Below are 24,756 nucleotides of genomic sequence, written 5' to 3' on the forward strand. Positions count from 1 at the left end.
CCTTCGGCATGTTGCAGAGATCGGACAGGGAGCGGAGTCTAGGCGTCCGTCAAGCCGGGCGTCATGATCGCGCTCAAGTTCCGTGCACATGCACCGGCGCCGCCGTGGAGGATTTCACGCTCGGCTGCAAGTCAGATCATGCGGCCGGGGTTGAGGATGCCCTGCGGGTCCAACGCGGTCTTGAGCGTGCGCATCAGCGCGATTTCCGCCTCGCTGCGCGAGTAGTGCAGCCAGTCCCTCTTCAGCCGGCCGATGCCGTGCTCGGCCGACACCGAGCCGCCCTGCTTACGCACGACGCTGTACACCGCGTCCTCGATGCGGTGCAGGCTGTCGGCGTCCCGCGGCACCCGGCACACCACGACGTGCAGGTTGCCGTCGCCGACGTGGCCGAAGAACAGCGCCTTGAGTTGCGGCCAGTCGCGTTCGAGGTTAGCGCGCACGCGGGCGGCGCAGTCGCCGATGTCGGCCACCGGCACCGAGACGTCGAAGTTGAGCGTCGGCGCGTAGTCACGCAGCACCTCGGCGATGCCGTCGCGGATGGCCCAGAAGGCCTCGGTGTCCGCCACCGACTGCGCGATCGCCGCATCGAGAATCCAGCCCGCCTCGATGGCCTGCTCCAGCATCGCCTCGAAACGCTCGCCGTCGGTTTCGGGCTGACCGCAGTGCATGTCGATCAGCACATACACCGGGTAGTCGCCCGCCAGCGGCCGGCGCAGGCGGTTGGCCTCGACCGCGGTTTCCAGATAGTCACGCCACATGATCTCGAAGGCGCTGACCTGGCCCGACAGGCTCTGCTGCGCGTGGCGCAGGAAGCGCAGCGCCGCCGTGTAGTCCTGCAGCGCGACCAGCGCCGTGCTGGTGCCGCGCGGCAGCGGCTGCAGGCGCAGCACCACGCGAGTGACGATGCCGAGCACGCCTTCGCTGCCGATGAAGAGGTGCTTGAGGTCCATGCCGGCATTGTTCTTGGCCATGCGGTTCATCATCGACAGCACGGTGCCATCGGCCAGCACGACCTCGAGCCCGAGCACCGACTCGCGCGTGTTGCCATAGCGAATCACGCGGTTGCCACCGGCATTGGTCGCCACGTTGCCGCCGAGCTGGCACGAACCGCGCGCGCCGAGATCCACCGCCAGCAGCGCGCCGGCTTCGCGGCAGGCATCCTGCACGGCCTGCAGCACGGCGCCGGCCTGCACCGTTGCCGTGCCCGAATCGACGTCGATGGATTCGATGCGGTTCATGCGCTCGAGCGACACCACCACCTCGCCCTCGCCCGGCACCGCGCCGCCGACCAGGCCGGTGAGGCCGCCCTGCGCCACCACCCGCTGGCCGTGCGCGTGGCAGATCGCCACCATGCGCGACAGCTCGTCGGTGCTGCGCGGACGCAGGATGGCCAGCGGCACGCCACCGGCCACGCCGCTCCAGTCCTTCAGGTGGCGCGGGCTGGCGTCGCCGGCCAGCACCTCGTCGGCACCGAAGGCGGCGACGAGCGCATCGATTACAGGGGATGCAGCAGCATTGGCGTGGGACATGGCGGCTCGCGGATCGGATCGGGACAGGGCCGCCATGCTGCCATGCCCGGCGCTTTCGCGCAGCCCGCGACCGGTCAGACGAAGACCGGCTCGGGCTCCAGACGCACGCCGAAGCGCGCCTCGACATCGGCCATGATGGCCTGCGCGATGCGCGCGACGTCCGCCCCGCAGGCACCGCCGCGATTGACCAGCACCAGCGCCTGGCGCTCGAAGCTGCCCACCGGGCCGAGGCTGCGCCCCTTCCAGCCGGCCTGCTCGATGAGCCAGCCGGCCGCCAGCTTCTCGCCGCCGTCGGCCTGCGGGTAGTGCGGCATGGCGGGATGGTCGGCCAGCAACCGCGCGCAGTGTGCAGCGTCGACCACCGGGTTCTTGAAGAAGCTGCCGGCGTTGCCGATCTCGGCGGGATCGGGCAGCTTGCGGCGGCGGATGGCGATGACCGCGTCGGAAACGTCGAGGGGTGTGGGCGCGGTGACGCCGCGCGCTTCCATCTCGCGCGCGACGTCGGCGTAGCGCGTCACCGGCTGCCAGGGGTGCGGCAGGCGGAAGCGCACCGCCGTCACCAGCCAGCGCCCCGGCTGGCGCTTGAACACGCTGTCGCGGTAGCCGAAGCCACAGTCGTCGAGCGCGAAGCTGCGGCAGGCGCCGGTCTCGAGGTCAACCGCGTCGAGCGAATCGAAGCGGTCGACGACTTCCAGCCCGTAGGCACCGATGTTCTGAATGGGCGCGGCACCGACCGTGCCGGGGATCAGCGACAGGTTCTCCAGCCCGGGCCAGCCCTGCATTAGCGTCCAGCGCACAAAGTCGTGCCAGTTCTCGCCGGCGCCGGCCTCGACGATCCAGGCGTCGGCCTCCTCGCGCATCAGTCGGCGGCCGGCGATCTCGACCTTCAGCACGGTGCCGGCGAAGTCGCCGGTGAGCACCAGGTTGCTGCCGCCGCCCAGCACCAGCCGGGGCGCATCCGCCCAGCCGGGCGCGTGCACCGCGGCGACGGCCTCCTCGGCCGAGCGCAGGCGCAGCAGGCGCGCCGCGCGCGCCTTGAGGCCGAAGGTGTTGAAGCCGGACAGGTCGGCGTCGTACTCGACGTGCGCGGGCTCAGCCATGCCCGCGCTCCAGGACCGCCGCATCGCCGGTAGCGCGCGCGGCGTCCTGCGGAATCGGGAACAGGCGGTCGTAGCCGAGGTTGAAGAGCAGCGCATACACCGTGTAGGTGATGGCCAGCAGGATGTCGGCCACGGCGGCCTCGATCCAGCCCATGCCGGTCCACCACACGATGATGGGCAGCGTCATCGTGAACAGGCCGGCCTCGAAACCGACGGCATGAATGCAACGCAGGCGGAACGGCCGGCGGTCGGCGGTGCGGCCGGTGAGCCGGCCTTCGACCCAGTCGAAACTGGTGTTGTAGCAGCCGTTCCAGATCGCGGCCACGAGCGCGAGCAGCGCCAGCAGGCCGATGGACTCGGCGATCGGCACGCCGCTGGCCCAGGCGAAGGGCGGGGTGATCAGCAACAGGCCGCCGATCTCGAACATCGCGATCTGGCGCAGCCGATCGCCGAAGGAGCGAAGCTTGGGTTTGGATGACACGATGAAGTCCTGCAACGAAAGCGACCCCGGGGCGGGGTTCCATCAGCACGGGTCGTCCCGTGTAAAACCGACGGTCGCTGCGTCGTTGCGCATGGCGGGCGGGGTCGTCCCCGCGTCGGAACCGGATCGGCCGCATCGGGCCGCCGTCCTTTTTAGCAAATCGGCCGGCTGCCTGGCAAGCCGTGCCCGCTGCTAACATCCGGGCATGTTCAACCCCTCCCCCAGGACGACACCATGAAGACAGCCCAGGACCTCGTTGCCGCAGCCAAGGCCCGCACCCACGAGATCGGCATCGACGCCGCCGAAGCCGCCATCCGCGACGCGGATGTCGTGATCGACGTGCGCGAACCCGACGAATTCAGCGCCGGCCACATCCCCGGCGCAGTCAACATTCCGCGCGGACTGCTGGAATTCAAGCTCGGCAGCATGCCCGAGTACGACTCGCGCGACCTGAAGGTGGTGCTGTACTGCAAGACCAGCGGCCGCGCCGCGCTGTCGGCCTGCGCGATGCAGGACATGGGCTACGCGCAGGTGAAGTCCATCCTCGGCGGCTTCGACGCCTGGGCCGCGGCGGGCAAGCCGGTGGCCAAACCGAGCCTGCCGTCCTTCGGTTGACGGTTTTCCGCGGGTTTCCGCGGGTGGGCGGGCGGCACGAGGCCGATTAAACTATTTGGCCAAATAGTTATCCGACCGTGATCCATGCGCCGCACCCGCCGGGGTGCGGCCGGCTCACAAGGTTTCGCCCATGCTTCCTACCCTGCTGCCGATCGGCGCCCTGCTCGCCGGTATCGCCCTCCTGCTGCTCGGCTCCGGCCTGCTCAATACCGTCGTTGCCCTGCGCGGCAGCCTGGAAGGCTTCTCCGACACCACGCTGGGCCTGATCGGCTCCACCTACTTCTTCGGCTTCTTCCTCGGCACCTTCGTGGCGCCGCGCCTGATCCGGCGCATGGGCCACGTGCGCGCCTTCGCCTTCTTCGGCGCGGCGGTTGCGGCCTGCATGCTGCTGCACGCGCTGGTGGTGCAGCCGGCGTTCTGGATGCTGCTGCGCGTGATCACCGGCGTCGCGCTGGTCGGCTTCTACGCGGTGATCGAGAGCTGGCTCAACGAACAGACGGCCGCCGAACGGCGCGGCCAGGTGTTCGCGGTGTACATGGCGGTCAACCTGCTGGCGCTGGCCGGCGCGCAGCAACTGCTGCGCCTGGACGGCCCCGAGACCTTCACGCTGTTCGCCGTGGCGGCGATCTTCGTCTGCCTGTCGCTGCTGCCGGTGACGATGACCCGCCTGCCCCAACCCCAGCTCGGCCATACGCCCAGGCTGGACCTGCGCATGGTGTGGCGCGCCGCGCCGGCCGCCTTCGTCGGCGCGCTGTCGTCGGGCGTGGCGATGGGCGCGTTCTGGAGCCTGGGGCCGATCTACGGCGAGCGCGTCGGGCTGGATGCGGCCGGCGTCGCCACCCTGATGACCAGCGCGATCCTGGGTGGCGCGCTGCTGCAGTGGCCGATCGGCCGCTTCTCCGACAGCGGCGACCGCCGCCGCGCGCTGGGTCTGGTCGCCGCCGTGGCCGCGGCCAGCGGCGCGGTGATGGTGGCGCTGGGCAGCTTCGCCTCGGTCGCGCTGGCAGGCTTCTTCGTGTTCGGCGCGGCGGCCTTCGCGGTCTATCCGATCGTGGTCGCGCACCTCATCGACCACCTCCACCAGCAGGACATCCTCGCCGGCAACACCGGCGTGCTGTTCCTGCATGGCGTGGGCGCGGCGTTGGGGCCGATGCTGGCCGGCGTGCTGCTGGGCTGGGTCGGCTCGGTCGGCCTGCCGCTGCATTTCGCGCTGGCCTTCGCGCCGCTGGCCGTATTCGCGATGCTGCAGGCCCGGGGCGGGGCCGACGAGATTGTGGATGAGGCGGCGCAGTTCGCGCCGATGCTGCGCACCTCGCCGACGGTGCTGGAGATGGTCGCGCCCGAGTCGGGCATCGTAACCGCGCAGCAGGCCGACGCGGTTCAGACCGACGTCGAGCCGCCGCTCACGCCCCCGCCATCGTCTGCGCCCACCACAGGTACAGCGGGATCCCCGCCAGCAGGTTGAAGGGGAAGGTCACCGCCAGCGCCGCGGCCACGCCCAGGGCGGGGTTGGCCTCGGGCACCGCGATGCGCATCGCGGTGGGTGCGGCGATGTAGGACGCGCTGCTGGCCAGGGTCATCATCAGCACCGTCCCGCCCACGCCCAGGCCCATCACCTGCGCCACGCCCCAGCCGAGCACGGCCAGCACCGGCGGCAGAGCAAGCGCGCAGCCGACCAGGAACAGCCCGGCCTTCTTCAGGTCCGGCAGGCGATCAGCGGCGATCAGGCCCATCTCGAGCAGGAACAGGCACAGCGCGCCCTTGAACAGATCGACGAACAGCGGCGACAGCGGCTCCAGCCCTTGCGGCCCGGCAACCCAGCCGATCAGGATGCCGCCCCCGAGCAGCACCACGCTCTTGTTGGCGAACACCTCGTGCACCAGCGCGCTCGCGGTGGAGCTGCCATCGGCCGACTTCACCCCACAGCGCGCGATCAGCGTCGCGACGATCAGCGCCGGCGCCTCCATCAGTGCGGCGAGCAGGGCCAGGTGGCCTTCCACCTCGATGCCACGGCCGGCCAGCACCGCCGCACCCACCGCGAAGGTGACGATGCTCACCGAGCCGTAGTGCGCCGACAGAGAAGCGGCATCCGGGCGCGAGAAGCGCAGGCGGAAGAGCGGAAACACCAGCAACGGGATGACCGCGCCTAGGCCGATCGCCAGTAGCGCATCCACCCACAGCGTGGCGCTTTCGGAGCGCGCGATCTCGACCCCGCCCTTCAGGCCGATGGCCAGCAGGAGGTAGATCGACAGGGTTTCGAACACCGCCGCCGGCAGGCGCAGCCCGCTCTTGACCAGCGAGGCGACGGCACCGAGGGCGAAAAAGAAGGGAACAGCATCGATCATGAATTCAATTTCCAGCAAGTGGCATTCATCTGTCTCGCGCCGAACTTTGATGCGAAACCTTGTGCAGCATTCTGCCGCAGCGCACACATGTAGAAAATTGATTTATTCTTTTGTTTTAAATAGACATAACTCTATATAAAGATGCGCCTCACCCTCCACCAGCTGCGCCTGCTGCTCGCCGTGACCCGCGAAGGCAGCGTGTCGCGCGCCGCCCAGCGCCTGCATCTGACGCAGCCCACGCTGTCGGCGCAGCTGCGCCAGTTGTCGGACCAGGTGGGCTTGCCGCTGTTCGAGCGCATCGGGCGCCGCCTGCACCTGACCCCCGCCGGCGAGGCGGTGGTCGACAGCGCGACGCGGCTGGAGGAGGAGCTGGAGCGCCTTGACGAGACCCTGGCCGAGCTGCGCGGCGACGTCGGGGGAAAGCTGCGGCTGGCGGTGGTGAGCACCGCGGAGACCTTCATCCCGCGCCTGCTGGGCGAGTTCCGCCGCGAACGGCCGGCGGTGGAGGTGTCGCTGGTGGTACTGAACCGCGACGCGGTGCTGCGCCGACTGGCGGACAACCGCGACGACCTCTACATCATGAGCCGTCCGCCCGCCGCGCCGCCGGTGACCGCCACGCCCTTCCTCGCCAACCCGCTCGTGGTGATCGCTGCCGCCGACCACCCGCTGGCCGGCCGCCGCGCGGTGCCGATCAAGGCGCTGGCGGGCGAGGAGTTCGTGCTGCGCGAGCCCGGCTCGGGCACGCGTCAGGCGGCGGAAAGCTTCTTCGCCGAGCACGACATCGTGCTGCGGCCGCGGCTGGAGCTGGGCAGCAACGAGGCGGTGCGCCAGGCGGTGGCGGGTGGACTGGGGCTGTCGCTGCTGTCAGCCCATGCCCTGGCCCATGCGCCGGACGAGGGCATCGCCGTGCTCGCGGTGAAGGACACGCCGGTCGTGACCCAGTGGCAGGTCGTGCACCCGACCGGCAAGCGCCTTACTCCGCTGGCGGATGCGTTCCTGCGCTTTCTGCAGGCCCGGGCGCCGGAACTGAACCGGGCAGCCCAGGCTCGGCTGTCGGCGGCACGGGGATAGCCGGGCCGGCGTCGATGCGGCCGGCGCGGGCGCGCGGCGGCGCAGCGTCCGTGCCTTCTTCGGCCGGGATGTCCGGCACCGGCGAAGCCACCACACCCACATCCGCCGCATCCGGCGCCACGCCGCCTTCGGACAGCGGCGCAGCCGGCAGCACGCCTTCGGTTGCCGACTGCGCCGGATCCGGCAGGGGCGGCTCGACCATGACCGGGGCCGACTCCACCGGCGGTGACCCGCCCGCATCGCCCGGCAGCACTTCCTCGTCTACCGGCACAGCCCTCTCGTTCGCCGTCGCAGGGACGGCGAGCGGCAACGGCAGGTCTTCGACCGGGAGGCAGGCGATGTCGGCGCCCGGCGCCAGATGAGGCACGAGCACCGGCGCCATCGACTTCAGGATCTGCACCGGCAGCCCGGAGGTGAAGCGATAGGCCGCGGCGTTGGGGCCGATGACGTAGGCGGTGAGTGAGCCGAAATGGTGCGGGCCGAGGTAGAAGACGAAGGTGGCGGTGCGGTTCAGCGCCATGCCGGGGCGGCCGCCGATGACGATGCGGTTGTCGCCGGTGCCGGTCTTTCCGCCCAGCGTCAACGCGCTGCCGTCGGCCAGGCGGAAGCTGCCCGCCAGCCGGCGCGCGGTGCCGCTCTCGACGACGTCGGACAGTGCGCCGCGCAGCGCCGCCGCCACTTCCGGTGCCATCACCCGCTCGCCCACGCCGGGCCGCACCGAAAAGGCGATCTCGTAGGGCGTGTCGGTGGCGAAGCGCACGCGGTCGATGCGCCGCGTCGACAGGCGTACGCCGTCATTGACGATGATGCCCATCAGTTCGGCCAGCGCTGCCGGGCGGTCGCCCGAGCTGCCGAGCGCGGTGGCGAGCGAAGGCACGAGATGGCCGAAGGGGTAGCCCAGCCGCGCCCAGCGGCGGTGGATGTCGAGGAAGGCCTCGACCTCGAGCATGGTGAAGATGCGCGAATCCTGCGCGCTGCGCGAACGGGTGCGGAACAGCCAGCGGTAGACCGCCTGGCGCTCGTCCGCGCTGGCGGCCACCGTCTCGGACAGGCTGGCCTGCGGGTTGCGCATGCGGTAGCCCACCAGCCACAGCTCCAGCGGATGCACGCGCGCGACGTAGCCGCGGTCGGGCAGGTCGAAGGCCTCGGGCGCGTGACGGCTGTAGAGCTGCTCGATGCGCGACTCCGACAGTTGGGCATCGCCCAGGCGGCGGCCGAGGAAGGCGGCGAGCGCTTCGGGCGGCGCCTCGGGTTCGAGGTAGCGGAACACCGCGGCCAGGCGCTCGGCGCTCGGGCGCAGGCCGTCGAGCAGCAGGGTGCGCATCTCCTCGGGACTGCGGCCCTGGTACTTGCGCCAGAAGCGGCGCAGGAAGGTCTGGCCCTCGCGGTCGGCGAAGCGCGCCAGGTACTCGGCGCGCCGCGGGTCCTCGGCGTCTTCCATCAACCGCGCCGTGCTGCCCGGCACCTGGTACATGGTGTGGCGCACGATCTCGCGCATCAGGCGCACGAAAGGCAGGTTGATCGAGGCCTGCAGCGCCTCGCGCAGCGTGGGCTCGCGCGCGTCGTCGCTGCGGTTGAAATTACCGAAGGTATGCACCCCGCCGCCGGTGAAGAAATTCTCGGCCGGGCTGGCGGAGAAGCGCCGTTCGAGCGCAGCCTCGAGCATTGCCGGCAGGCTGCGGTCGCTGGCGGTGGCGAGATGATCGATCGCCCAGCGCGTGAGGTTGTCCTGGCGCGCAACCTCGACCTGGCGCAGCGCCGGCACGTCGAGTTCGGCCAGGCGGCCGTGCAGCTCGGCGACGATCTCGAGGTAGGTCGTCAACACGCGCAGCTTGGCGGTGGAGCCGAGTTCGAGCTTGCTGCCCTCGTTGATGTCGAGCGGCTGGTCGGTGGTGTCGGTCTGCACCCGCACGCGGTTGCCGCCGGGGGTGCGCTCGACCAGCGTGAAGCTGTAGCGCACCGCGCCGAGCGTGGCCGGATTGAGCATGCGGTCGCCGATCAGGCCCTGGCTGCGGGCGAAGTCGGCATCCGACAGCCGGTTGAGATAAGCGCCGACCGCCTGCTGCAGGCCGCCGTGCAGCGTGGTGTCGACCTCAGCGTCGAGACGGTCGAGGCTGTACAGCGAGGTGCCGAGCATGCCGGCCAGGCGCGCGCGCACCGCGGTCGTGCCCTTGCCGGGGTTCGCCGGCAGCACCGCGGGGTTGGCGACCAGGTCGCGGAACAGCAGCGGCTGCGACAACGCGGCGTCGCGCATCGCCGCGCTGATGCTGCCGGCCTCGGTCAGCAGGCGCAGGTAGGCGTCGGTGGTGCGCGTCAGCTCCTCGCGGCCGCGCGCCAGGTACCAGGACGGACGGCGGTGGGCGATCATCAGCGCCACCACCTGACGCATCGCGAGGCCCTGCGCCTTCAGCGTGTCGCCCTCGTCGTCGGGCGCTGACAGCAGTTCATTGACGCGATCGAAATCCGCGCCGAACCAAACCCACAGGCCGTCGCCCAGGCCGTTGACCTCGCCATGGCCAGGCGCGGCCGACAGCGGCACGGTGTTCAGATAGTCGAGCACCAGATTGCGGCGCACCGGCAGGGTCTGCTCGCCCTCGCGGTAGGCGCGCACGCTGGCCGACACCATCTGGCGCAGCTTCTCGCGGGCGTCGTAGGTGATGCCGTCGGGCGAGTGGCGGTATTTCTCGATCTGCGTTGCCAGCGTGCTGCCGCCGGGGGCGTCGAGATCCTCCTTGACCATGCGCCCGACCTGGGCCGCAGCAGCGCGCGCGAAGCGCACCCAGTCGACGGCCGGGTTCAGCATCGGCCGGCTCTCGTCGAGCAGGTCGCGGTTCTCGATGAAGAGCAGCGCCTGCGCCACCACCGGCGGCACCGCGGCGAAGTCGGCGTAGCCGCGGTAGGGATAGCGGAAGTCATAGAGCGGCCCGGCGCGACAGTCGAGCACGTCGAGGCCAGTGCGCGTCTTCTCGCGATAGGGCGGAAACAGCCCGCGGTCGACGTAGTCGAGAAGGTCGGGGCTGAAGCGGGTCTGTGCGGTGAGTTCGAAGCCGCGCGCCTCGAGCCGCTCGATGAAGCGCGGCAGCTCGGTGTAGCCCAGGCGCTGGTCGAAGGGGCCGTGCTGCGGGTAGCGCACCGCGTTGCTGCGGCCAGCGACGCGTTCGTAGTCGAGTTTGGCGGCGAAGCGCGAGATCTCGCGCGCCTGCAGGCGGGAGGTCTGCAGCTCGTGCGCGAGCAGCAGACCTCCCGCCACCAGCGCGACCAGCACGAGGATGAGGATCAGCGCGCCGAACAGCCGGAAGGGGCGGATGCGGCGCCGGGGCGCCGCCGCTTGCAGCGCGGGTTGCGGGGTCGGGACGTCGGAACTCACGGGCGGGCGAATCGATATTGCATTGCATCAATTATCCGCATTCCAGCGCGGAAAAATGACACTGTTACAGATCCGCCGCCGCGTGCCGGCGCGCTCCCCGGCGGCCTGCTGTCAGCCGCGATGCACTGCCAGGCCTGCAAACGACTGCGCGACCGGCATCAGCTCGATGGTGTTGATGTTGACGTGGGCCGGGCGGGTCGCGATCCAGTAGATCGAGTCGGCGATGTCCTCGGCCGTCAGCGGCTGCACGTTGGCGTAGACCTGGGCGGCCTTGTCGTCGTCGCCATGGAAGCGCACGTTGGAGAACTCAGTGCCGCCGCACAGGCCCGGCTCGATGTCGGTGACGCGGATGGCGGTGCCAAGCAGGTCCGCGCGCAGGTTGAGGCTGAACTGGCGCACGAAAGCCTTGGTGGCGCCATAGACGTTGCCGCCGGCGTAGGGCCAGCGGCCGGCGATGGAGCCGAGGTTGAAGACGTGGCCGCGGTTGCGCTCGACCATGCCGGGCAGAAAGGCGCGCGTCACCTGCACGAGGCCGGTGCAGTTGGTGTCGATCATGGTGTGCCAGTCGTCCAGCGAGGCCTTGTGGGCGGGCTCCAGGCCAAGCGCAAGCCCGGCGTTGTTCACCAGCACATCGATGGCGGCGAAGTCGGCAGGCAGGGACGCGGGCGCGGCGGCGACGGCGTCGGCATCGCGGACATCGAGCTCGAGCGGCAGCAGTGCGTCGCCGAGTTCGGCCGCGAGCGCGTCCAGCCGGTCCTTGCGGCGCGCGGTGGCGACGACGCGATGGCCTCCCTTGACGAAGCTGCGGGCGATGGCGGCACCAAAGCCGGCGGAAGCGCCGGTAACGAAGACGATCATGAGCGAGTTTCCTGAATGATGGGTTGAAGCGGGACGCACCAGCGTCACGAAGGCGCGACACGGCGCACGGCCGGACGATGGTAGCGGAGCCGGGCGCAGGCTCCAATCCGCAATCGCCCCGGCGCCGGGCCTTTCAGTACGCGCTGTCGACGAGGTTGGTCGGCCGGCCGGCGACGAAGTTCTCGATGTTGTCGATCAGCTGGTCGGCCAGCGTCTGCTGCGCCTCGTCCGAGGCCCAGGCCACGTGCGGAGTCAGGATGACGTTGGGGCGCGCGGCGATGCGCATCATCGGGCTGTCGGCCGCGGGCGGCTCGCCGTCGGCGACGTCGAAACCGGCGCCGGCGATGAGTCCTTCGTCCAGCGCCTGCACCAGCGCGGCCTCGTCCACCAGGCCGCCGCGGCCGGTGTTGATGATGAGCGGGCGCCGTGCCATGGCGCGGAATTCGGGCGTCGCGATCATGCCGCGGCTCTGCGGCGTGAGCGGGCAATGCAGGGTGATGATGTCGCTGGTCGCCAGCATCTCGTCCCAGGGCGTGTAGAGGCGGCCGGCGCCGGTCTTGCCCTTGCGTGCGGCGAACAGCGGCACCATGCCGAAGGCACGCGCGATGTCGGCCACACGCTGGCCCAGCACGCCTTCGCCGATGATGCCCAGGCGGGCGCCGCGCAGGTCGTGGATGGTGTGGTTGAAGAAGCAGAACTGGCCCGAGCGCTGCCATTCGCCGGCCAGCACGTCGTCACGGTAGGCGACGAGGTTGCGGCGCAGCGCCAGCATCAGCGCGAAGGTGTGTTCGGGCACGGTATTGACGGCGTAGCCGCGGATGTTGGCCACCGCGATGCCGTGCTGCTGGCAGTACGCCTTGTCGACGCAGTCGGTGCCGGTGGCGGCGACCGCGACCAGACGCAGCGCGGGCAGTTGCGCCAGCACCGCGGCGGACAGCGGCACCTTGTTGGTGATGGCGATGCTGGCACCGGCCAGGCGCTCGACGATCTGCTCGGGCGCGGTCCGGTCATGGACGACCAGTTCGTGCGCGAACGCCGGGCTGCGCAGGCGGATCTGCGGCGCGATGGTCGCGCGGTCGAGGAAAACGATCTTGTGCATGGACGTTGGGTTTGTCTTGGGGAAGGAAGAACGCGACCTCAGTCGCCCAGCGCCTGCGTCAGGTCGGCGAGCAGGTCGGCCACCGGCTCGATGCCGACCGACAGCCGCAGCAGGTCGGTGGGGCAGCGGCTGCCCGGGCCTTCGACGCTGGCGCGGTGCTCGATGAGGCTCTCGACCGAGCCAAGCGAGGTGGCACGCTTGAAGACCTGCACGCGCGCCGCCACGTCGCGGGCCCTGGCTTCGCCGTCCCTGAGCCGGATCGACAGCATGCCGCCGAAGCCGCCGTTCATCTGCGCGACGGCGGTCGCGTGCTGCGGATGCGAGGGCAGGCCCGGATACAGCACCTGCGCGATCGCCGGGTGCTGCGCGAGCTCGGTCGCGAGCTGCAGCGCATTCGCGCAGGCGGCGCGCACCCGCAGATGCAGCGTGCGCATGCCGCGGAGCAGCAGCCAGGCCTCGAAGGGGCCGAGGATGGCGCCGCCGAGGTTACGCATGACGCGGATGCGCTGCCACAGCGGCGAGTCCTCGCGCGTGACCAGGGCGCCGGCGACGACGTCGGAATGTCCGTTGAGGTACTTGGTGGCCGAATGCAGCGCGATGTCCGCGCCAAGGGCCAGCGGCTGGCACAGCACCGGCGTGGCCACGGTGGAATCGACCAACGTCATGGCGCCGTGCTGGCGCGCGAGCGCGGCCGCGGCGCGGATGTCGGTGAGTTCCCAGGTGGGATTGGCGGGCGTCTCCACCCACAGCAGGCGCGTAGGTGCGGCAGCGAGCTGGCGCTCGACGTCGGCGATGTCGGCGTTGTCGTAGAAGGCAAGCTGGATGCGGCCATGCTCGGCGAGGTCCAGCAGCCACTTGCGCAGCGCCCAGTACATCGACTGCGGGGCGAGGACGCGGTCCCCCGGCTCCAGTGCCTGCAGCACGGCCGATGCCGCGGCGTGGCCGGAGGCGAACAGCAGGGCCTGGGTGCCACCGTCGAGCTGGCGCAGCACCTCTTCCGCCTCGATGTAGGCGGGGCTGGCGTCGCGCGCATAGACCCGCCCGCCCGGGTAGCTGCCGTCTGCCGCGCGCTCGAAGGTGCTGGCGAGGTGAATGGGCGGGACGATGTCGCGGTAGGGCTCGGCCACGCGGCCAAGGCCATGCACGGTGAGGGTTTCGAGTGAGCTCATGCGGTTCCCCAGGGTGGCGGGCGCGTCGGCCTGCCCGGTCGATGGATTCGGAAGGACCGCCATCCTAATCCAGCGCGCCGCGAGAGGGGGTCCCCTCGGGGATCACCCCTGGGGTCGCACCAAGGGGCTGCACCCCTGCTCAGTAGTGCGGCGTCTCGTTCGACCGCAGGTCGAACAGCAGCACCTCGGCCTGCTCGCCCCGGGCGAATTCGATCTCGCGCGCGTCGCGCAGCTTGACCGCATCGCCTGCCGCGAGACGCCGGCCGTTGATGTCGAGGGCGCCGCGCGCCACATGCACGTAGGCGAAGCGCTTGGCCGGCAAGGTGAAGCGCTGGTGTTCCGCACCGTCGAACAGGCCGGCATACACGCGGGCGTCCTGATGCACGGACAGCGAGCCCTCGGCACCGTCGGGCGAGATGATCAGGCGCAGCCGGCCGCGCTTTTCCCCGGCGTCGAAATGCTGCTGCTGGTAGCGCGGCGCCACGCCCTTCCGATCGGGCACGATCCAGATTTGCAGGAAGTGCACCTCCTGCTCGCGCGAGGCGTTGTACTCGCTGTGGCGCACGCCGGTGCCGGCGCTCATCATCTGCACGTCGCCCGGGCGGATCACCGAGCCGGTGCCCATCGAATCCTTGTGCTCCAGCGCGCCATCGAGGACGTAGGAGAAGATCTCCATGTCGCGGTGACCGTGGGTGTCGAAGCCCCGCCCCGGACGCACCCGGTCCTCGTTGATCACCAGCAGGTCCGAGAATCCCAGGTGTTGCGGGTCGTAGTAGCTGCCGAAGGAAAAGCTGTGCTGCGAATGCAGCCAGCCGAAGTTTGCGAGGCCGCGCGCGGCGGCGGGTCGGAGTTCCATGACGTCCTGGTCCTGTCGTTGGCGCGGGCGCCGGCGGGGCCGCCACCGGACGGCGCCCGCCGCGCATTGCCGCCTTATTGCTTGATCGCTTCGAGCGAGACGGTGATCGTCACCTCGTCACCCACGTTGGGCGCGTACTTGCCGGCGTTGAACTCGCTGCGCTTGATCACGGTGCTGGCGTTGGCGCCGATGGCGTCCTTCTTCAGCATCGGGTGCGGCATGGTGGTGAAGTGGGTCACCTTCAGCGTCACCGGCTTGGTCACGCCCTTGATCGTCAGCTCGCCGTCGATGCTCGCCGGCTTGTCGCCGTCAAACGTGACCTTGGTCGACTTGAAGGTGGCGGTCGGGTACTTGGCGGTGTCGAGGAAGTCCTCGCCCTGGATGTGCTCGTTGAAGGTGGCATAGCCGGTGTTGACCGAGGTCATGTCGATGGTGATGTCGACCGCGCCGGTCCTGGCCGCCTTGTCCAGCGTGACGGTGCCGGTGGTCTTCTCGAACTTCGAGACCTGGGTCGACAGGCCGAAGTGGCTGTACGAGAAGCTCGGGAAGGTGTGGGTGGGGTCGATGCCGTAGGTCTCGGGCGCGGCGAACGCGGAGTTGGCGGCGGCCGAGATGATCAGGGCGGCGGAAAGTTTGGCGATACGGTTCATGTTGAGGTCCTCTCAGGGTTGGGGGTCTTGAACAGGGGTGGGGTTGCGAGCGATGCCGCGGCTTATTTCGCCGCGGCGGTGATGCGGAACTTGATCACGACGTCGTTGGCGACGACGTCGAAGGCCTTCCAGGCGCCTTCGCCGACCGAGAAGTCGCCGCGCTTGATCGTCAGGCTGCCTTCGAACACGCCGGCCTTGCCCTGCTCGGCGAAGGTGGCGGGGACGACGACGTCCCGGGTCGTGCCCTTGATCGTCAGCTTGCCGGCGACCTCGTACTTGTTGCCGCCGAGCGCCTTGACGCCAGTGGATTCGAAGCGCGCGGTGGGGAAGTCCTTGGTGTTGAACCAGGTCTTGCGCGCCGCCTCCTCGTCGCCCTCGTCGCTGCCGGTGTCGATGCTGGCGAGTTCGACCTCGATGGTGGCCGAGGCCGCCTGCGGGGCGGCCGGGTCGAAGCGAAGCTGGCTCGAGAACTTCCTGAAGGCGCCGTCCATCGACACGCCCATCTGCTGATAGCCGAAGGCGATGCGGCTCTGGTCGGCCTGGACCTGGCTGTATTCGACGGCGTGGGCGGACGCGGCGATGGCGAAGGTGGAGAACAGGGCGAGGGCGATGCGTTTCATGGTTTCAGTCCTTGGCAATTCGGGAGGGGTTCAGTCGGCGCGGCCCGGCAGCATGCGGGTGAGCACGTCGTCCTTGTCGAAGAAGTGATGCTTGAGCGCGGCGCCGACGTGGCCGAGCAGCACGGCGATCAGCACGAAATTCAGCACCACGTGCACCGTCTGCAGCAGGTCGCCGAGCGCCTTGTCCTTGGCGAGCAGGTCTGGGATCGGCAGCACGCCGAACCACACGGTCTGGAAGCCCTTGGCCGAGCTCATCAGCCAGCCGGTGAGCGGGATGGCGAACATCAGCACGTACAACAGGTGGTGGCCGGCGTGGGCGGCGATGCGTTCGATCGGCGCCATGTGCTGCGGCAGCGCCGGCGGCCGGTGGGTGATGCGCCAGGCCAGGCGCACGACGACGAGCAGGAACACGGTGACGCCCACCCACTTGTGCCACGAGTAGATCTGCAGCTTGGTGGGCGAGACATCCAGCCCGGTCATGTAGAAACCCAGGCCCAGCATGCCGAAGATGAGCATGGCGATGAGCCAGTGCAGGGTCTTGGCGGTGGCGGTGTAATGGGCGTTCATGGGGGTGCTCATGATCCGAAGTCCTTTGACGATCGGCCCGGACCGCGGTCCGTGCAATTGCGATGACTGAACTTTAGGCGCTGGCGGCGTCGCGAAATAGGCGACAATCGAAAAATCAAAATTGCTCGGAGAGCAACAATGAACCGGCTCGATGCGATGAACCTCTTCGTGCGGGTGGCGGACCTCGGCAGCTTCGCCGCGGTCGCCAACCAGCTTGGCGTGGCCCGTTCGGTGGTCACGCGCCAGATCGCGGCGCTGGAGGAGCACCTGGGGGTGAAGCTGATGGTGCGCACCACCCGCCGGCTGACCCTGACCAGCGCGGGAACGAGCTACCTGGACAAGTGCCGCACCATTCTCGACCTGGTGGAGAGCGCCGAGGCCGACGTGATGGAGGCGCGCCTGACGCCCCGCGGCAACCTGCGCATCAGCCTGCCGCTGAGCTACGGCCTGAAGCGGATCGCGCCGCTGCTGCCCGCGTTCCTGAAGACCTACCCCGAGATCAGCCTAGCCCTCGACTTCACCGACCGCCACATCAACCTCATCGACGAGGGCGTGGACCTGTCGATCCGCATCGCGCCCCGTCTCGACCCCGGCGACGTCGCGCGCAAGCTGGGCGAAAGCCGGCTCATCGCCGTCGCCTCGCCCGACTACCTGGCACGGCACGGCCGGCCGACGCATCCATCGGAACTGACCGCCCACGGCTGCCTGGGCTACTCGGCCAGGACGCAGAACCGCCCGCTCGCCTTCCTCATCGACGGCAGGATGGAGAACATTCACGTGCCCTTCCGCCTGCAGGCCAACAACGGCGACGCCCTGATGGAAGCAGCCGCGCAGGGCCTGGGCATCACCGTGCAGCCGGATTTCATCGCCAACGCCTACCTCGCGAGCGGTGCGGTGGAACCGATCCTGGAAGGCTTCGCGCCGCCGCCGCTCGGTATCCACGCGATGCTGCCGAGCAACCGCTACCTGCCGCACCGCGTGCGGGTGCTGATCGATTTCCTCGCCAAGGGACTTGCCGCGCCGGCATAGCGCGCATCCGAATAAGCAATCCGTTTTTTCTTCGTTCAGGTCATGAAGCCGGACGGATAGATTTTCTCCATCGCAATCACCCCTGACGGAGAAAATCATGAAGTTCAGCCCCATCCGCCGCAGCCTGCTCGCCCTTGTCCTGGCCCCGGCCCTGGCAGCCGGTTTCGTTGGCAGCGCACAGGCGCAGACCACGCTGCTCAACGTCTCCTACGATCCGACACGCGAGCTCTATCAGGAATTCAACCCCCAGTTCGCCAAGCACTGGAAGAGCCAGACCGGCGAAGACGTCACCATCAAGCAATCGCACGGCGGCGCCGGCAAGCAGGCACGTGCGGTAATCGACGGACTCGAAGCCGATGTCGTCACGCTGGCGCTGGCCTACGACATCGACGCCATCGCCGAGAAGACCGGCAAGATCCCGACCGACTGGCAGAAGCGCCTCGCACACAACAGCTCGCCCTACACCTCGACCATCGTGTTCCTGGTGCGCAAGGGCAACCCCAAGGGCATCAAGGACTGGGGCGACCTGGTCAAGCCGGGTGTCGAGGTCATCACCCCCAACCCGAAGACCTCGGGCGGCGCACGCTGGAACTACCTCGCCGCCTGGGGCTACGCACTCAAGCAGCCGGGCGGCAACGAACAGACGGCGCAAGCCTTCGTCACCCAACTGCTCAAGCACGTGCCGGTGCTCGATTCCGGCGCCCGCGGTTCCACCAACACCTTCGTCCAGCGCGGCATCGGCGACGTGCTGCTGGCCTGGGAAAACGAGGCCTTCCTGTCGATCAACGAGCTCGGCCCGGACAAGTTCGAGATCGTCGTGCCGTCGATCTCGATCCTCGCCGAACCGCCGGTCACGGTCGTGGACGGCGTGGCGAAGAAGCGCGGCACCGAAAAGGTCGCCCAGGCCTACCTCGAGTACCTGTACTCGCCGGTCGGCCAGAAGCTCGCCGCCAAGCACTACTACCGCCCGGTCAAGCCCGAGCACGCCGACCCGGCCGATGTCGCGCGCTTTCCGAAGGTGGACCTGATCACCATCGAAGACCTCGGCGGCTGGCAGGCGGCGCAGAAGGAGCACTTCGCCGACGGTGGCGTGTTCGACCAGATCTACGCCAGGTAAGCGGGGTATCGAACCTGACGAACCAGGCCGCCCGGCCTGGTTCGCACGATCAGGATCGACGCCGCCTCCACAGCGCGATCGCCCCCCACAGCGCCACGCCGAAGACCGCTCCCGCAACCAGCCCAGCCCAACTGCTGACCGGCACCGGGTTGCGCACGACGATGTAGAGCAGGCCCGCCGGCAAGGCGATGCCGAAGGCGATGTTGCCGCCGTCGCCCGTGCGCACGAGCATTGCGCTGACGGTGTAGAGCACGCGCAGCAGGACGACCAGCAGCAGGGCCAGCAGGAAATTGCCCGCGAAATCCGACATGTGATCCTCTTCTTGATTGCCGGCGCCATTCTAGGGGCGGGTTAGCAGCAAATCGAATAAGCAACGCTGTTTTTATTATTTTTCGGCCATAGCCCTTACGCCTAGACTCGATCGCATCCCCGAGTACAGGCATTCATCATGGCTACCGCCGCCCCGTCCCTTCCTCTCCGCCCCACCTCTTCTGCCGCCCCACCCTTTCGCGTGCTGCCCGGCTTCAACCTGACGCTTGGCTACACCCTCGGCTACCTGTCGCTGATCGTGCTGATTCCGCTGGCAGCGGTGTTCCTGAAGACGGCCGAGCTGACGCTGGCCGAGTTCTGGAACGTCGTCACCGCGCCGCGGGTGGTGGCGTCGTACAAGCTGTCCTTCGGCATGTCGCTGCTGGCCGCCGCCATCAATGCGGTGTTCGGGCTGATGCTGGCATGGGCGCTGGTGCGTTACTCCTTCCCTGGCAAGAAGCTGATCGACGCTCTGGTCGACCTGCCCTTCGCCCTGCCCACCGCGGTGGCCGGCATCTCGCTGACCGCGCTGTACGCCAAGAATGGCTGGCTCGGCCAGTTCCTCGAGCCGCTCGGCATCCAGGTGGCGTTCAAGCCGCTGGGCGTGCTGGTGGCGCTGGTCTTCATCGGCCTGCCCTTCGTGGTGCGCACGGTGCAGCCGATCCTGGAAGACCTCGACACCGAGCTGGAAGAGGCCGCCACCAGCCTGGGCGCGCAGCGCTGGCAGACCTTCCGCCACGTGATCCTGCCCATCGTCTTTCCGGCGCTGCTGACCGGCTTCGCGCTCGCCTTCGCGCGTGCGGTGGGCGAATACGGCTCTGTCATCTTCATCGCCGGCAACATCCCGATGGTGTCGGAGATCACGCCGCTGATGATCATCACGAAGCTCGAGCAGTACGACTACACCGGCGCCACGGCGATCGCGACCGTGATGCTGATCCTGTCCTTCGCCCTGCTGCTGATCATCAACGGCCTGCAGGCGTGGACGGCGAAACGAACCGGGAGGGACCGCTGACATGGCCGGCGCGACCACACTCCGCCTGGGCGCGGCGGCCGACTTCGGCCAGACACGCTTCGAGGCCCGCGCGGCGACGCGCGAAACACCGTTGGTGAAATGGCTGATCCTCGGCACGGCCCTCACCTTCTTCGCCGTCTTCCTGCTGATGCCGCTGATCGCGGTGTTCGTCGAGGCGCTACGCAAAGGTTGGGAAACCTATGTCACCGCGCTGGTCGACCCCGACGCGCTGTCGGCGCTGCGCCTGACCCTGATCGCGGCCGCGATCGCGCTGCCGCTGAACCTGGTGTTCGGCGTGTGCGCGGCCTGGGCGATCGCCAAGTTCGAGTTCCGCGGCAAGCACTTCCTGATCACCCTGATCGACCTGCCGTTCTCGGTGTCGCCGGTGATCGCCGGCCTGATCTACGTGCTCGTGTTCGGCGCCCAGGGCTGGTTCGGGCCGTGGCTGGCGGAGCACGACATCAGGATCATCTTCGCCGTGCCCGGCATCGTGCTCGCCACGGTGTTCGTGACCTTCCCCTTCATCGCCCGCGAGCTGATCCCGCTGATGCAGGCGCAGGGCAAGGAAGAAGAGGAAGCCGCGGTGGTGCTCGGCGCCAACGGCCTGCAGACCTTCTGGCACGTGACCCTGCCCAACATCAAGTGGGGCCTGCTCTACGGCGTGATCCTGACCAACGCCCGGGCGATGGGGGAGTTCGGCGCAGTGTCGGTGGTGTCCGGCCACATCCGCGGCCAGACCAACACGCTGCCGCTGCACGTCGAGATTCTCTACAACGAATACCAGTTCGCGGCCGCCTTCGCGGTGGCCTCGCTGCTGGCCCTGCTGGCGCTGGTGACCCTGGGCATCAAGACCTGGATCGAGCACCGCGCCGCTGCGGCCTATCGCGATTCACAGGACGACGCATCATGAGCATCCAGGTACGCAACATCCACAAGCAGTTCGGCGCCTTTACCGCGCTCGACGACATTTCGCTCGACTTCCCCACCGGCGAACTCGTCGCCCTGCTCGGCCCCTCGGGCTGCGGCAAGACGACGCTGCTGCGCATCATCGCCGGTCTGGAGCAGGCCGACGCGGGCCAGGTGCTGCTCGACGGCGAGGACGCCTCCGGGACCCATGTGCGCGACCGTCAGGTCGGCTTCGTGTTCCAGCACTACGCGCTGTTCCGCCACATGACCGTGTTCGACAACGTCGCCTTCGGCATGCGCATGAAGCCGCGCGGCCAGCGCCCGTCCGAGAAGCAGATCGCGGAAAAGGTGCATGAGCTGCTGAACCTGGTGCAGCTCGACTGGCTGGCCGACCGTTTCCCGTCGCAGCTCTCCGGCGGCCAGCGCCAGCGCATCGCGCTCGCCCGCGCGCTGGCGGTGGAGCCGCGCGTGCTGCTGCTCGACGAGCCCTTCGGCGCGCTCGACGCCAAGGTGCGCAAGGAACTGCGCCGCTGGCTGCGCAAGCTGCACGAGGACCTGCACATCACCTCGATCTTCGTCACCCACGACCAGGAAGAAGCGCTGGAGGTGGCCGACCGCGTGGTGCTGATGAACCAGGGCCATGTCGAGCAGATCGGCACGCCGGAAGAGGTCTATCGCCACCCGGCGACGCCTTTCGTGTATGGCTTCCTGGGGTCGGTGAACTTCTTCCACGGCCGGGTCGAAGGCGAGGGGCTGCGCGTGGGCGGCGATCACCTGCATCATGGCGTGCAAGGCCTGGGCCAGGGGGCCGAGGTCGTCGCCTTCGCGCGTCCGCACGAACTTGACATCATGGTCGATGGCGACGCTGGCGACGGCGTGGCCGCCCGGATCAACCGCATCCTTGCCTTCGGCGTGACAGCCCGCGTCGAGCTCGACGGTATCAACGGCGCGACCGGCCAGCATTTCGAGGTCGAGCTGACGCGCGAGCGCGTGGCCCAGCTCGACCTGCACGAGGGCCAGTCCGTCCGCCTGCTACCCTCTCGCCTGAGCCTTTTTGAACAGCCACACGCCGCCCGCGCGGCGGGAGCCGCACGATGAATTTCCAGCAGTTGCGCATCATCCGCGAGACGGTGCGACGGGGTTTCAACCTCACCGAGGTCGCGAACGCGCTGTTCACCTCGCAATCGGGCGTATCGAAGCACATCAAGGACCTGGAGGACGAGCTCGGCGTGGAGCTGTTCACCCGCAAGGGCAAGCGCCTGCTCGGCCTCACCGATCCGGGCAAGGAGCTGGTGGTGATGGTCGAGCGCATGCTGCTCGACGCCGGCAACATCAAGCGCCTGGCCGAGCAGTACAGCAATGTCGACGCTGGCCAGCTCACCGTCGTCACCACCCACACGCAGGCACGCTATGCGCTGCCCAAGGTCGTGGCGGCTTTCAAGCAGGCCTACCCGCGTGTCGTGCTGCACCTGCACCAGGGCAGCCCGCACGAAATCGTGCAGATGCTGCTCGACGGCGAGGCCGACATCGGCGTCGCCACCGAGGCGCTGGCGGACGTGCCGGAGCTGGCCTCCTTCCCCTACTACGGCTGGCAGCACGCGGTCGTGGTGCCAGCCGGACATCCGCTGGAATCGGTCCAGCCGCTGACGCTCGAGGCGATCGCCGCCCACCCGGTGATCACCTACCACGAAGGCTTCACCGGCCGCACACGCATCGACCAGGCCTTTGCGCAGGCCGGGCTGAAGCCCGACGTGGTGATGTCGGCGCTGGATGCCGACGTGATCAAGACCTACGTGGAGCTGGGACTCGGCGTCGGCATCCTCGCCTCGATGGCCTTCAATCCCACGCGCGACCCCGGGCTGCGACAGCTCGACAGCAGCCACCTCTTCCCCGAGAACATCACCCGCATCGCGGTACGGCGCGGCCACTACCTGCGCGGCTTCGCCTACCGCTTCATCGAGCTGTGCGCGCCCGAGCTGACCGAGGCCGTGGTGGCCGACGCGGTCGGCGGCACGACCGGCTGAGCCTGCCGCCGCCAGGCTGCCGGCGGAACGCCGACCAGCCGCTTGAACATGCGCGAGAACGCCGCCTCCGACTCGTAGCCAACCTCGAGCGCGATCGCCGCCACGGTGTGGCGGGTCTCGCGCAGCAGGCGCGAACCGAGCTGGATGCGCCAGCGGGCAAGGTAGTGCATCGGCGGCTGGCCGAGGAACTGCACGAAGCGCTCATGCAACGCCGAGCGCGACAGGCCGGCCTGGCGCCCGAGTTCGTCGATGGTCCACGCATGCGCGGGGGTGCCGTGCAGCAGCGCCAGGGCGCGGCCAACGTGGCGGTCGCGCAATCCCGCCAGCCAGCCACGGGCGTCGGCGGGGAGGTCTTCGAGATAGCGGCGCACGGTATCGACGAACATCATCTCCGCCAGACGCTCCAGCACCGCGTCGCCCCCGGCGCGTCGCTCGGCGGACTCGCGTGCCGCCTGGTCGATGACGTTGGCCATCCAGCCGCCGGCGCGCGCCGCCGGCAGGTGCAGCAGGCGGGGCAAGGTGGTGACGAGCGGGTTGAACGGTCGCAGGTCGCAGCCGAGAAAGCCGCACACCAGCACGGCATCGGCATCTTCGCTGGGCGCGTCCGGCGTCGGCACGCCGATGCCATCGCGGAAGCTGATCGGCATCGGGCGCGGGGCGTCGCGATTGGCGAACACCCATTCCGGCTGCTGGCGCTCGGCCGCCAGACCGGGCGCGCTCGACATCACATGCGCATCGCCGTGAGGCAGCACGACGATGTCGCCGGCGGCCAGGCGCAGCGGCGCATCGCCGCTGACCGCCGCCCAGGCGCTGCCGCGCGCGACCATGTGGAAGGCCATGACCTGGTCAGCGCCGGGCATCACCGCCGCCGCGATCTCGCGCGCCGGTGGCGCCTCGGTCGCCCAGTCGCGCCAGCAGCTCACGTAGTAGAACACGGCACCGCGCAGGCGCACGGCGCCAAGCAGGTCGGACAACGTGTCGCGGCCCATGGGGCAGAACCTCCGTCAATCGGGCAGGCCTGCGCGCACCAATGGCGGACGCACGAGCAGATCTGCCGGATTTCCAGTGAAGCACCGAATCCGCGCCAGCGAAAGAATGAAGGCGTCGGAGGGAGCCCCCTCCGGCACGGACCCGCAGAGGCCCACCCCCAACCCCAAAGGCAAGGAGACCCCAACATGAACGCCCCTACCGAACTGCGCGCGGCCCCCGCCACCCTGGATCTCGCCGCGATCAAGCTGCGTCAGCAGGCCACCTGGGCCAGCGGCGACTATGCGGTGATCGGCACCACCCTGCAGATCGTCGGCGAGAACCTCGCCGAGGCGGCCGACGTGCGCGCCGGCGAACGCGTGCTCGACGTCGCCGCCGGTAACGGCAATGCCACGCTCGCCGCGGCGCGCCGGTTTGCCGAAGTCACGTCCACCGATTACGTGGGGCCGCTGCTCGACAAGGCCGCCGACCGCGCACGCGCCGAAGGCCTGTCGGTACGGTTCCAGGTCGCCGACGTCGAGGCCCTGCCCTTCGCCGATGGCCATTTTGACGCCGCGCTGTCGACCTTCGGTGCGATGTTCGCGCCCGATCACGAGCGCACCGCCAGCGAACTGCTGCGGGTCGTGCGTCCCGGCGGTCGCATCGGCATCGCCGCATGGACGCCGGAGGGCTTCATCGGCCGCTTGTTCCGCGTCATTTCCGCCCACGTGCCGCCGCCGGCCGGGCTGCGCTCACCGGTGAAATGGGGCGACGAACCCTATCTGGCGGAGCTGTTCGGCGCCCATGCCGAAGATATCGAGTGCGCACGACGCACCTTCAACTTCCGCTACCGCTCGCCGGCACACTGGATCGAGGTCTTCCGCAACTACTACGGACCCACGCACAAAGCCTTCGCCGCGCTCGACGAGGCTGGCCAGGCGCGCCTCCACGCCGACCTCACGGCACTGCTCGAGTCGATGAATGTCGGCGGAGCGGACTCGCTGGTGGTGCCGGGCGAATACGTGGAAGCCGTCATCACCCGGCACTGACGGGACCGGCCGCG

General features: G+C 69.1%; 24 protein-coding genes. 10 read left to right on the plus strand and 14 right to left on the minus strand.

Annotated elements, in window-relative coordinates; genetic code table 11:
- Positions 1 to 131 precede the first annotated feature (131 nt).
- The 3 genes from CGK74_RS03495 to CGK74_RS03505 all read right to left on the minus strand — a co-directional run bounded on the left by CGK74_RS03495 (position 132) and on the right by CGK74_RS03505 (position 3,110).
- The gene (locus tag CGK74_RS03495; protein ID WP_094267113.1) at positions 132 to 1,529 is read right to left on the minus strand and encodes an FAD-binding oxidoreductase; all 1,398 of its coding nucleotides are present in this window, start codon (positions 1,527 to 1,529) and stop codon (positions 132 to 134) included.
- A 74-nt stretch (positions 1,530 to 1,603) separates the two neighbouring features.
- On the minus strand, positions 1,604 to 2,629 hold the full coding sequence (gene murB, locus CGK74_RS03500; RefSeq protein ID WP_094267431.1) for a UDP-N-acetylmuramate dehydrogenase: 1,026 nt from the start codon (positions 2,627 to 2,629) through the stop codon (positions 1,604 to 1,606).
- Positions 2,622 to 3,110, minus strand: a complete 489-nt coding sequence (locus tag CGK74_RS03505) for a PACE efflux transporter (RefSeq protein WP_094267432.1) — start codon at positions 3,108 to 3,110, stop codon at positions 2,622 to 2,624. Before CGK74_RS03505 ends, murB begins: the two co-directional genes overlap by 8 nt.
- A 234-nt stretch (positions 3,111 to 3,344) precedes the next feature.
- Here CGK74_RS03505 and CGK74_RS03510 point away from each other — a divergent pair, with 234 nt between their 5' ends.
- Entirely contained in the window at positions 3,345 to 3,725 is a 381-nt protein-coding gene (locus CGK74_RS03510) for a rhodanese-like domain-containing protein (protein ID WP_004260426.1), read from the plus strand.
- A gap of 130 nt (positions 3,726 to 3,855) precedes the next feature.
- Positions 3,856 to 5,190, plus strand: coding sequence for an MFS transporter (locus tag CGK74_RS03515; RefSeq protein WP_094267114.1), 1,335 nt, complete (start codon positions 3,856 to 3,858; stop codon positions 5,188 to 5,190).
- On the opposite strand, the gene CGK74_RS03520 is transcribed toward CGK74_RS03515, so the two are convergent.
- Positions 5,129 to 6,070 (minus strand): sodium-dependent bicarbonate transport family permease, encoded by a 942-nt coding sequence (locus CGK74_RS03520; protein WP_004260418.1) that lies wholly within the window; start codon positions 6,068 to 6,070, stop codon positions 5,129 to 5,131. The genes CGK74_RS03515 and CGK74_RS03520 overlap by 62 nt on opposite strands.
- Before the next feature lie 141 nt (positions 6,071 to 6,211).
- On the opposite strand from CGK74_RS03520, the gene CGK74_RS03525 reads away from it, so the two are divergent.
- Positions 6,212 to 7,141, plus strand: coding sequence for a LysR family transcriptional regulator (locus CGK74_RS03525; RefSeq protein ID WP_094267115.1), 930 nt, complete (start codon positions 6,212 to 6,214; stop codon positions 7,139 to 7,141).
- Here CGK74_RS03525 and CGK74_RS03530 read toward each other — a convergent pair.
- The 8 genes from CGK74_RS03530 to CGK74_RS03565 form a co-directional block, all read right to left on the minus strand.
- The gene (locus CGK74_RS03530; protein WP_094267116.1) at positions 7,044 to 10,508 is read right to left on the minus strand and encodes a transglycosylase domain-containing protein; all 3,465 of its coding nucleotides are present in this window, start codon (positions 10,506 to 10,508) and stop codon (positions 7,044 to 7,046) included. The genes CGK74_RS03525 and CGK74_RS03530 overlap by 98 nt on opposite strands.
- Before the next feature lie 111 nt (positions 10,509 to 10,619).
- Entirely contained in the window at positions 10,620 to 11,366 is a 747-nt protein-coding gene (ydfG, locus tag CGK74_RS03535) for a bifunctional NADP-dependent 3-hydroxy acid dehydrogenase/3-hydroxypropionate dehydrogenase YdfG (protein ID WP_094267117.1), read from the minus strand.
- A 133-nt stretch (positions 11,367 to 11,499) separates the two neighbouring features.
- Positions 11,500 to 12,465 carry a D-2-hydroxyacid dehydrogenase gene (locus CGK74_RS03540; protein WP_094267118.1) on the minus strand — a complete coding sequence of 322 codons (966 nt, stop codon included), beginning with the start codon at positions 12,463 to 12,465 and terminating at the stop codon, positions 11,500 to 11,502.
- Positions 12,466 to 12,503: 38 nt separating this feature from the next.
- The gene (locus CGK74_RS03545) at positions 12,504 to 13,634 is read right to left on the minus strand and encodes a trans-sulfuration enzyme family protein (RefSeq protein ID WP_165770035.1); all 1,131 of its coding nucleotides are present in this window, start codon (positions 13,632 to 13,634) and stop codon (positions 12,504 to 12,506) included.
- A gap of 139 nt (positions 13,635 to 13,773) precedes the next feature.
- Positions 13,774 to 14,490, minus strand: a complete 717-nt coding sequence (locus CGK74_RS03550; protein ID WP_094267120.1) for a pirin family protein — start codon at positions 14,488 to 14,490, stop codon at positions 13,774 to 13,776.
- Positions 14,491 to 14,564: 74 nt separating this feature from the next.
- Entirely contained in the window at positions 14,565 to 15,140 is a 576-nt protein-coding gene (locus CGK74_RS03555; RefSeq protein WP_004260398.1) for a YceI family protein, read from the minus strand.
- Positions 15,141 to 15,202: 62 nt separating this feature from the next.
- Entirely contained in the window at positions 15,203 to 15,760 is a 558-nt protein-coding gene (locus tag CGK74_RS03560; RefSeq protein WP_094267121.1) for a YceI family protein, read from the minus strand.
- A 30-nt stretch (positions 15,761 to 15,790) separates the two neighbouring features.
- The gene (locus tag CGK74_RS03565; RefSeq protein ID WP_094267122.1) at positions 15,791 to 16,327 is read right to left on the minus strand and encodes a cytochrome b; all 537 of its coding nucleotides are present in this window, start codon (positions 16,325 to 16,327) and stop codon (positions 15,791 to 15,793) included.
- Positions 16,328 to 16,465: 138 nt separating this feature from the next.
- On the opposite strand from CGK74_RS03565, the gene CGK74_RS03570 reads away from it, so the two are divergent.
- Positions 16,466 to 17,356: a LysR family transcriptional regulator gene (locus CGK74_RS03570; RefSeq protein WP_094267123.1), complete on the plus strand. Its 891-nt coding sequence runs from the start codon at positions 16,466 to 16,468 to the stop codon at positions 17,354 to 17,356.
- 97 nt (positions 17,357 to 17,453) lie between these two features.
- Entirely contained in the window at positions 17,454 to 18,473 is a 1,020-nt protein-coding gene (locus CGK74_RS03575) for a sulfate ABC transporter substrate-binding protein (protein WP_094267124.1), read from the plus strand.
- Between the two features lie 49 nt (positions 18,474 to 18,522).
- Here the strand turns inward: CGK74_RS03575 and CGK74_RS03580 are convergent, their stop codons facing one another.
- A complete protein-coding gene (locus tag CGK74_RS03580) occupies positions 18,523 to 18,783 on the minus strand; it encodes a hypothetical protein (protein ID WP_094267125.1) in 261 nt (86 codons plus the stop codon).
- Positions 18,784 to 18,921: 138 nt separating this feature from the next.
- Here CGK74_RS03580 and cysT point away from each other — a divergent pair, with 138 nt between their 5' ends.
- The 4 genes from cysT to CGK74_RS03600 are packed head-to-tail and all read left to right on the plus strand — an operon-like array spanning position 18,922 to position 22,727.
- On the plus strand, positions 18,922 to 19,797 hold the full coding sequence (gene cysT, locus CGK74_RS03585; RefSeq protein WP_206186165.1) for a sulfate ABC transporter permease subunit CysT: 876 nt from the start codon (positions 18,922 to 18,924) through the stop codon (positions 19,795 to 19,797).
- A gap of 1 nt (position 19,798) precedes the next feature.
- Entirely contained in the window at positions 19,799 to 20,707 is a 909-nt protein-coding gene (gene cysW / locus CGK74_RS03590; RefSeq protein ID WP_094267127.1) for a sulfate ABC transporter permease subunit CysW, read from the plus strand.
- Positions 20,704 to 21,801, plus strand: coding sequence for a sulfate/molybdate ABC transporter ATP-binding protein (locus CGK74_RS03595; protein ID WP_094267128.1), 1,098 nt, complete (start codon positions 20,704 to 20,706; stop codon positions 21,799 to 21,801). The genes cysW and CGK74_RS03595 overlap by 4 nt, the downstream gene beginning before the upstream one ends.
- Entirely contained in the window at positions 21,798 to 22,727 is a 930-nt protein-coding gene (locus tag CGK74_RS03600) for a CysB family HTH-type transcriptional regulator (protein WP_094267129.1), read from the plus strand. Before CGK74_RS03595 ends, CGK74_RS03600 begins: the two co-directional genes overlap by 4 nt.
- On the opposite strand, the gene CGK74_RS03605 is transcribed toward CGK74_RS03600, so the two are convergent.
- Positions 22,649 to 23,716, minus strand: coding sequence for an AraC family transcriptional regulator (locus CGK74_RS03605; RefSeq protein WP_094267130.1), 1,068 nt, complete (start codon positions 23,714 to 23,716; stop codon positions 22,649 to 22,651). The genes CGK74_RS03600 and CGK74_RS03605 overlap by 79 nt on opposite strands.
- 186 nt (positions 23,717 to 23,902) lie before the next feature.
- Between CGK74_RS03605 and CGK74_RS03610 the strand changes: the two genes are divergently transcribed.
- The gene (locus CGK74_RS03610) at positions 23,903 to 24,742 is read left to right on the plus strand and encodes a class I SAM-dependent methyltransferase (RefSeq protein WP_094267131.1); all 840 of its coding nucleotides are present in this window, start codon (positions 23,903 to 23,905) and stop codon (positions 24,740 to 24,742) included.
- Positions 24,743 to 24,756: the final 14 nt, after the last annotated feature.

The organism is Thauera propionica (assembly GCF_002245655.1).
Lineage (GTDB): Bacteria > Pseudomonadota > Gammaproteobacteria > Burkholderiales > Rhodocyclaceae > Thauera > Thauera propionica.

Excerpts from the sequence above, each read along its gene's own strand:
- cysW (WP_094267127.1), top strand. The coding sequence starts at position 19,799 with ATGGCCGGCGCGACCACACTCCGCCTGGGCGCGGCGGCCGACTTCGGC.
- CGK74_RS03515 (WP_094267114.1), top strand. The coding sequence starts at position 3,856 with ATGCTTCCTACCCTGCTGCCGATCGGCGCCCTGCTCGCCGGTATCGCC.
- CGK74_RS03560 (WP_094267121.1), bottom strand. The coding sequence starts at position 15,760 with ATGAAACGCATCGCCCTCGCCCTGTTCTCCACCTTCGCCATCGCCGCG.
- CGK74_RS03610 (WP_094267131.1), top strand. The coding sequence starts at position 23,903 with ATGAACGCCCCTACCGAACTGCGCGCGGCCCCCGCCACCCTGGATCTC.
- CGK74_RS03570 (WP_094267123.1), top strand. The coding sequence starts at position 16,466 with ATGAACCGGCTCGATGCGATGAACCTCTTCGTGCGGGTGGCGGACCTC.
- murB (WP_094267431.1), bottom strand. The coding sequence starts at position 2,629 with ATGGCTGAGCCCGCGCACGTCGAGTACGACGCCGACCTGTCCGGCTTC.
- CGK74_RS03540 (WP_094267118.1), bottom strand. The coding sequence starts at position 12,465 with ATGCACAAGATCGTTTTCCTCGACCGCGCGACCATCGCGCCGCAGATC.
- CGK74_RS03520 (WP_004260418.1), bottom strand. The coding sequence starts at position 6,070 with ATGATCGATGCTGTTCCCTTCTTTTTCGCCCTCGGTGCCGTCGCCTCG.
- CGK74_RS03580 (WP_094267125.1), bottom strand. The coding sequence starts at position 18,783 with ATGTCGGATTTCGCGGGCAATTTCCTGCTGGCCCTGCTGCTGGTCGTC.
- CGK74_RS03605 (WP_094267130.1), bottom strand. The coding sequence starts at position 23,716 with ATGGGCCGCGACACGTTGTCCGACCTGCTTGGCGCCGTGCGCCTGCGC.
- CGK74_RS03510 (WP_004260426.1), top strand. The coding sequence starts at position 3,345 with ATGAAGACAGCCCAGGACCTCGTTGCCGCAGCCAAGGCCCGCACCCAC.
- CGK74_RS03525 (WP_094267115.1), top strand. The coding sequence starts at position 6,212 with ATGCGCCTCACCCTCCACCAGCTGCGCCTGCTGCTCGCCGTGACCCGC.
- CGK74_RS03495 (WP_094267113.1), bottom strand. The coding sequence starts at position 1,529 with ATGTCCCACGCCAATGCTGCTGCATCCCCTGTAATCGATGCGCTCGTC.
- CGK74_RS03595 (WP_094267128.1), top strand. The coding sequence starts at position 20,704 with ATGAGCATCCAGGTACGCAACATCCACAAGCAGTTCGGCGCCTTTACC.
- cysT (WP_206186165.1), top strand. The coding sequence starts at position 18,922 with ATGGCTACCGCCGCCCCGTCCCTTCCTCTCCGCCCCACCTCTTCTGCC.
- CGK74_RS03550 (WP_094267120.1), bottom strand. The coding sequence starts at position 14,490 with ATGGAACTCCGACCCGCCGCCGCGCGCGGCCTCGCAAACTTCGGCTGG.
- CGK74_RS03565 (WP_094267122.1), bottom strand. The coding sequence starts at position 16,327 with ATGAACGCCCATTACACCGCCACCGCCAAGACCCTGCACTGGCTCATC.
- CGK74_RS03575 (WP_094267124.1), top strand. The coding sequence starts at position 17,454 with ATGAAGTTCAGCCCCATCCGCCGCAGCCTGCTCGCCCTTGTCCTGGCC.
- CGK74_RS03545 (WP_165770035.1), bottom strand. The coding sequence starts at position 13,634 with ATGAGCTCACTCGAAACCCTCACCGTGCATGGCCTTGGCCGCGTGGCC.
- CGK74_RS03555 (WP_004260398.1), bottom strand. The coding sequence starts at position 15,140 with ATGAACCGTATCGCCAAACTTTCCGCCGCCCTGATCATCTCGGCCGCC.
- CGK74_RS03600 (WP_094267129.1), top strand. The coding sequence starts at position 21,798 with ATGAATTTCCAGCAGTTGCGCATCATCCGCGAGACGGTGCGACGGGGT.
- ydfG (WP_094267117.1), bottom strand. The coding sequence starts at position 11,366 with ATGATCGTCTTCGTTACCGGCGCTTCCGCCGGCTTTGGTGCCGCCATC.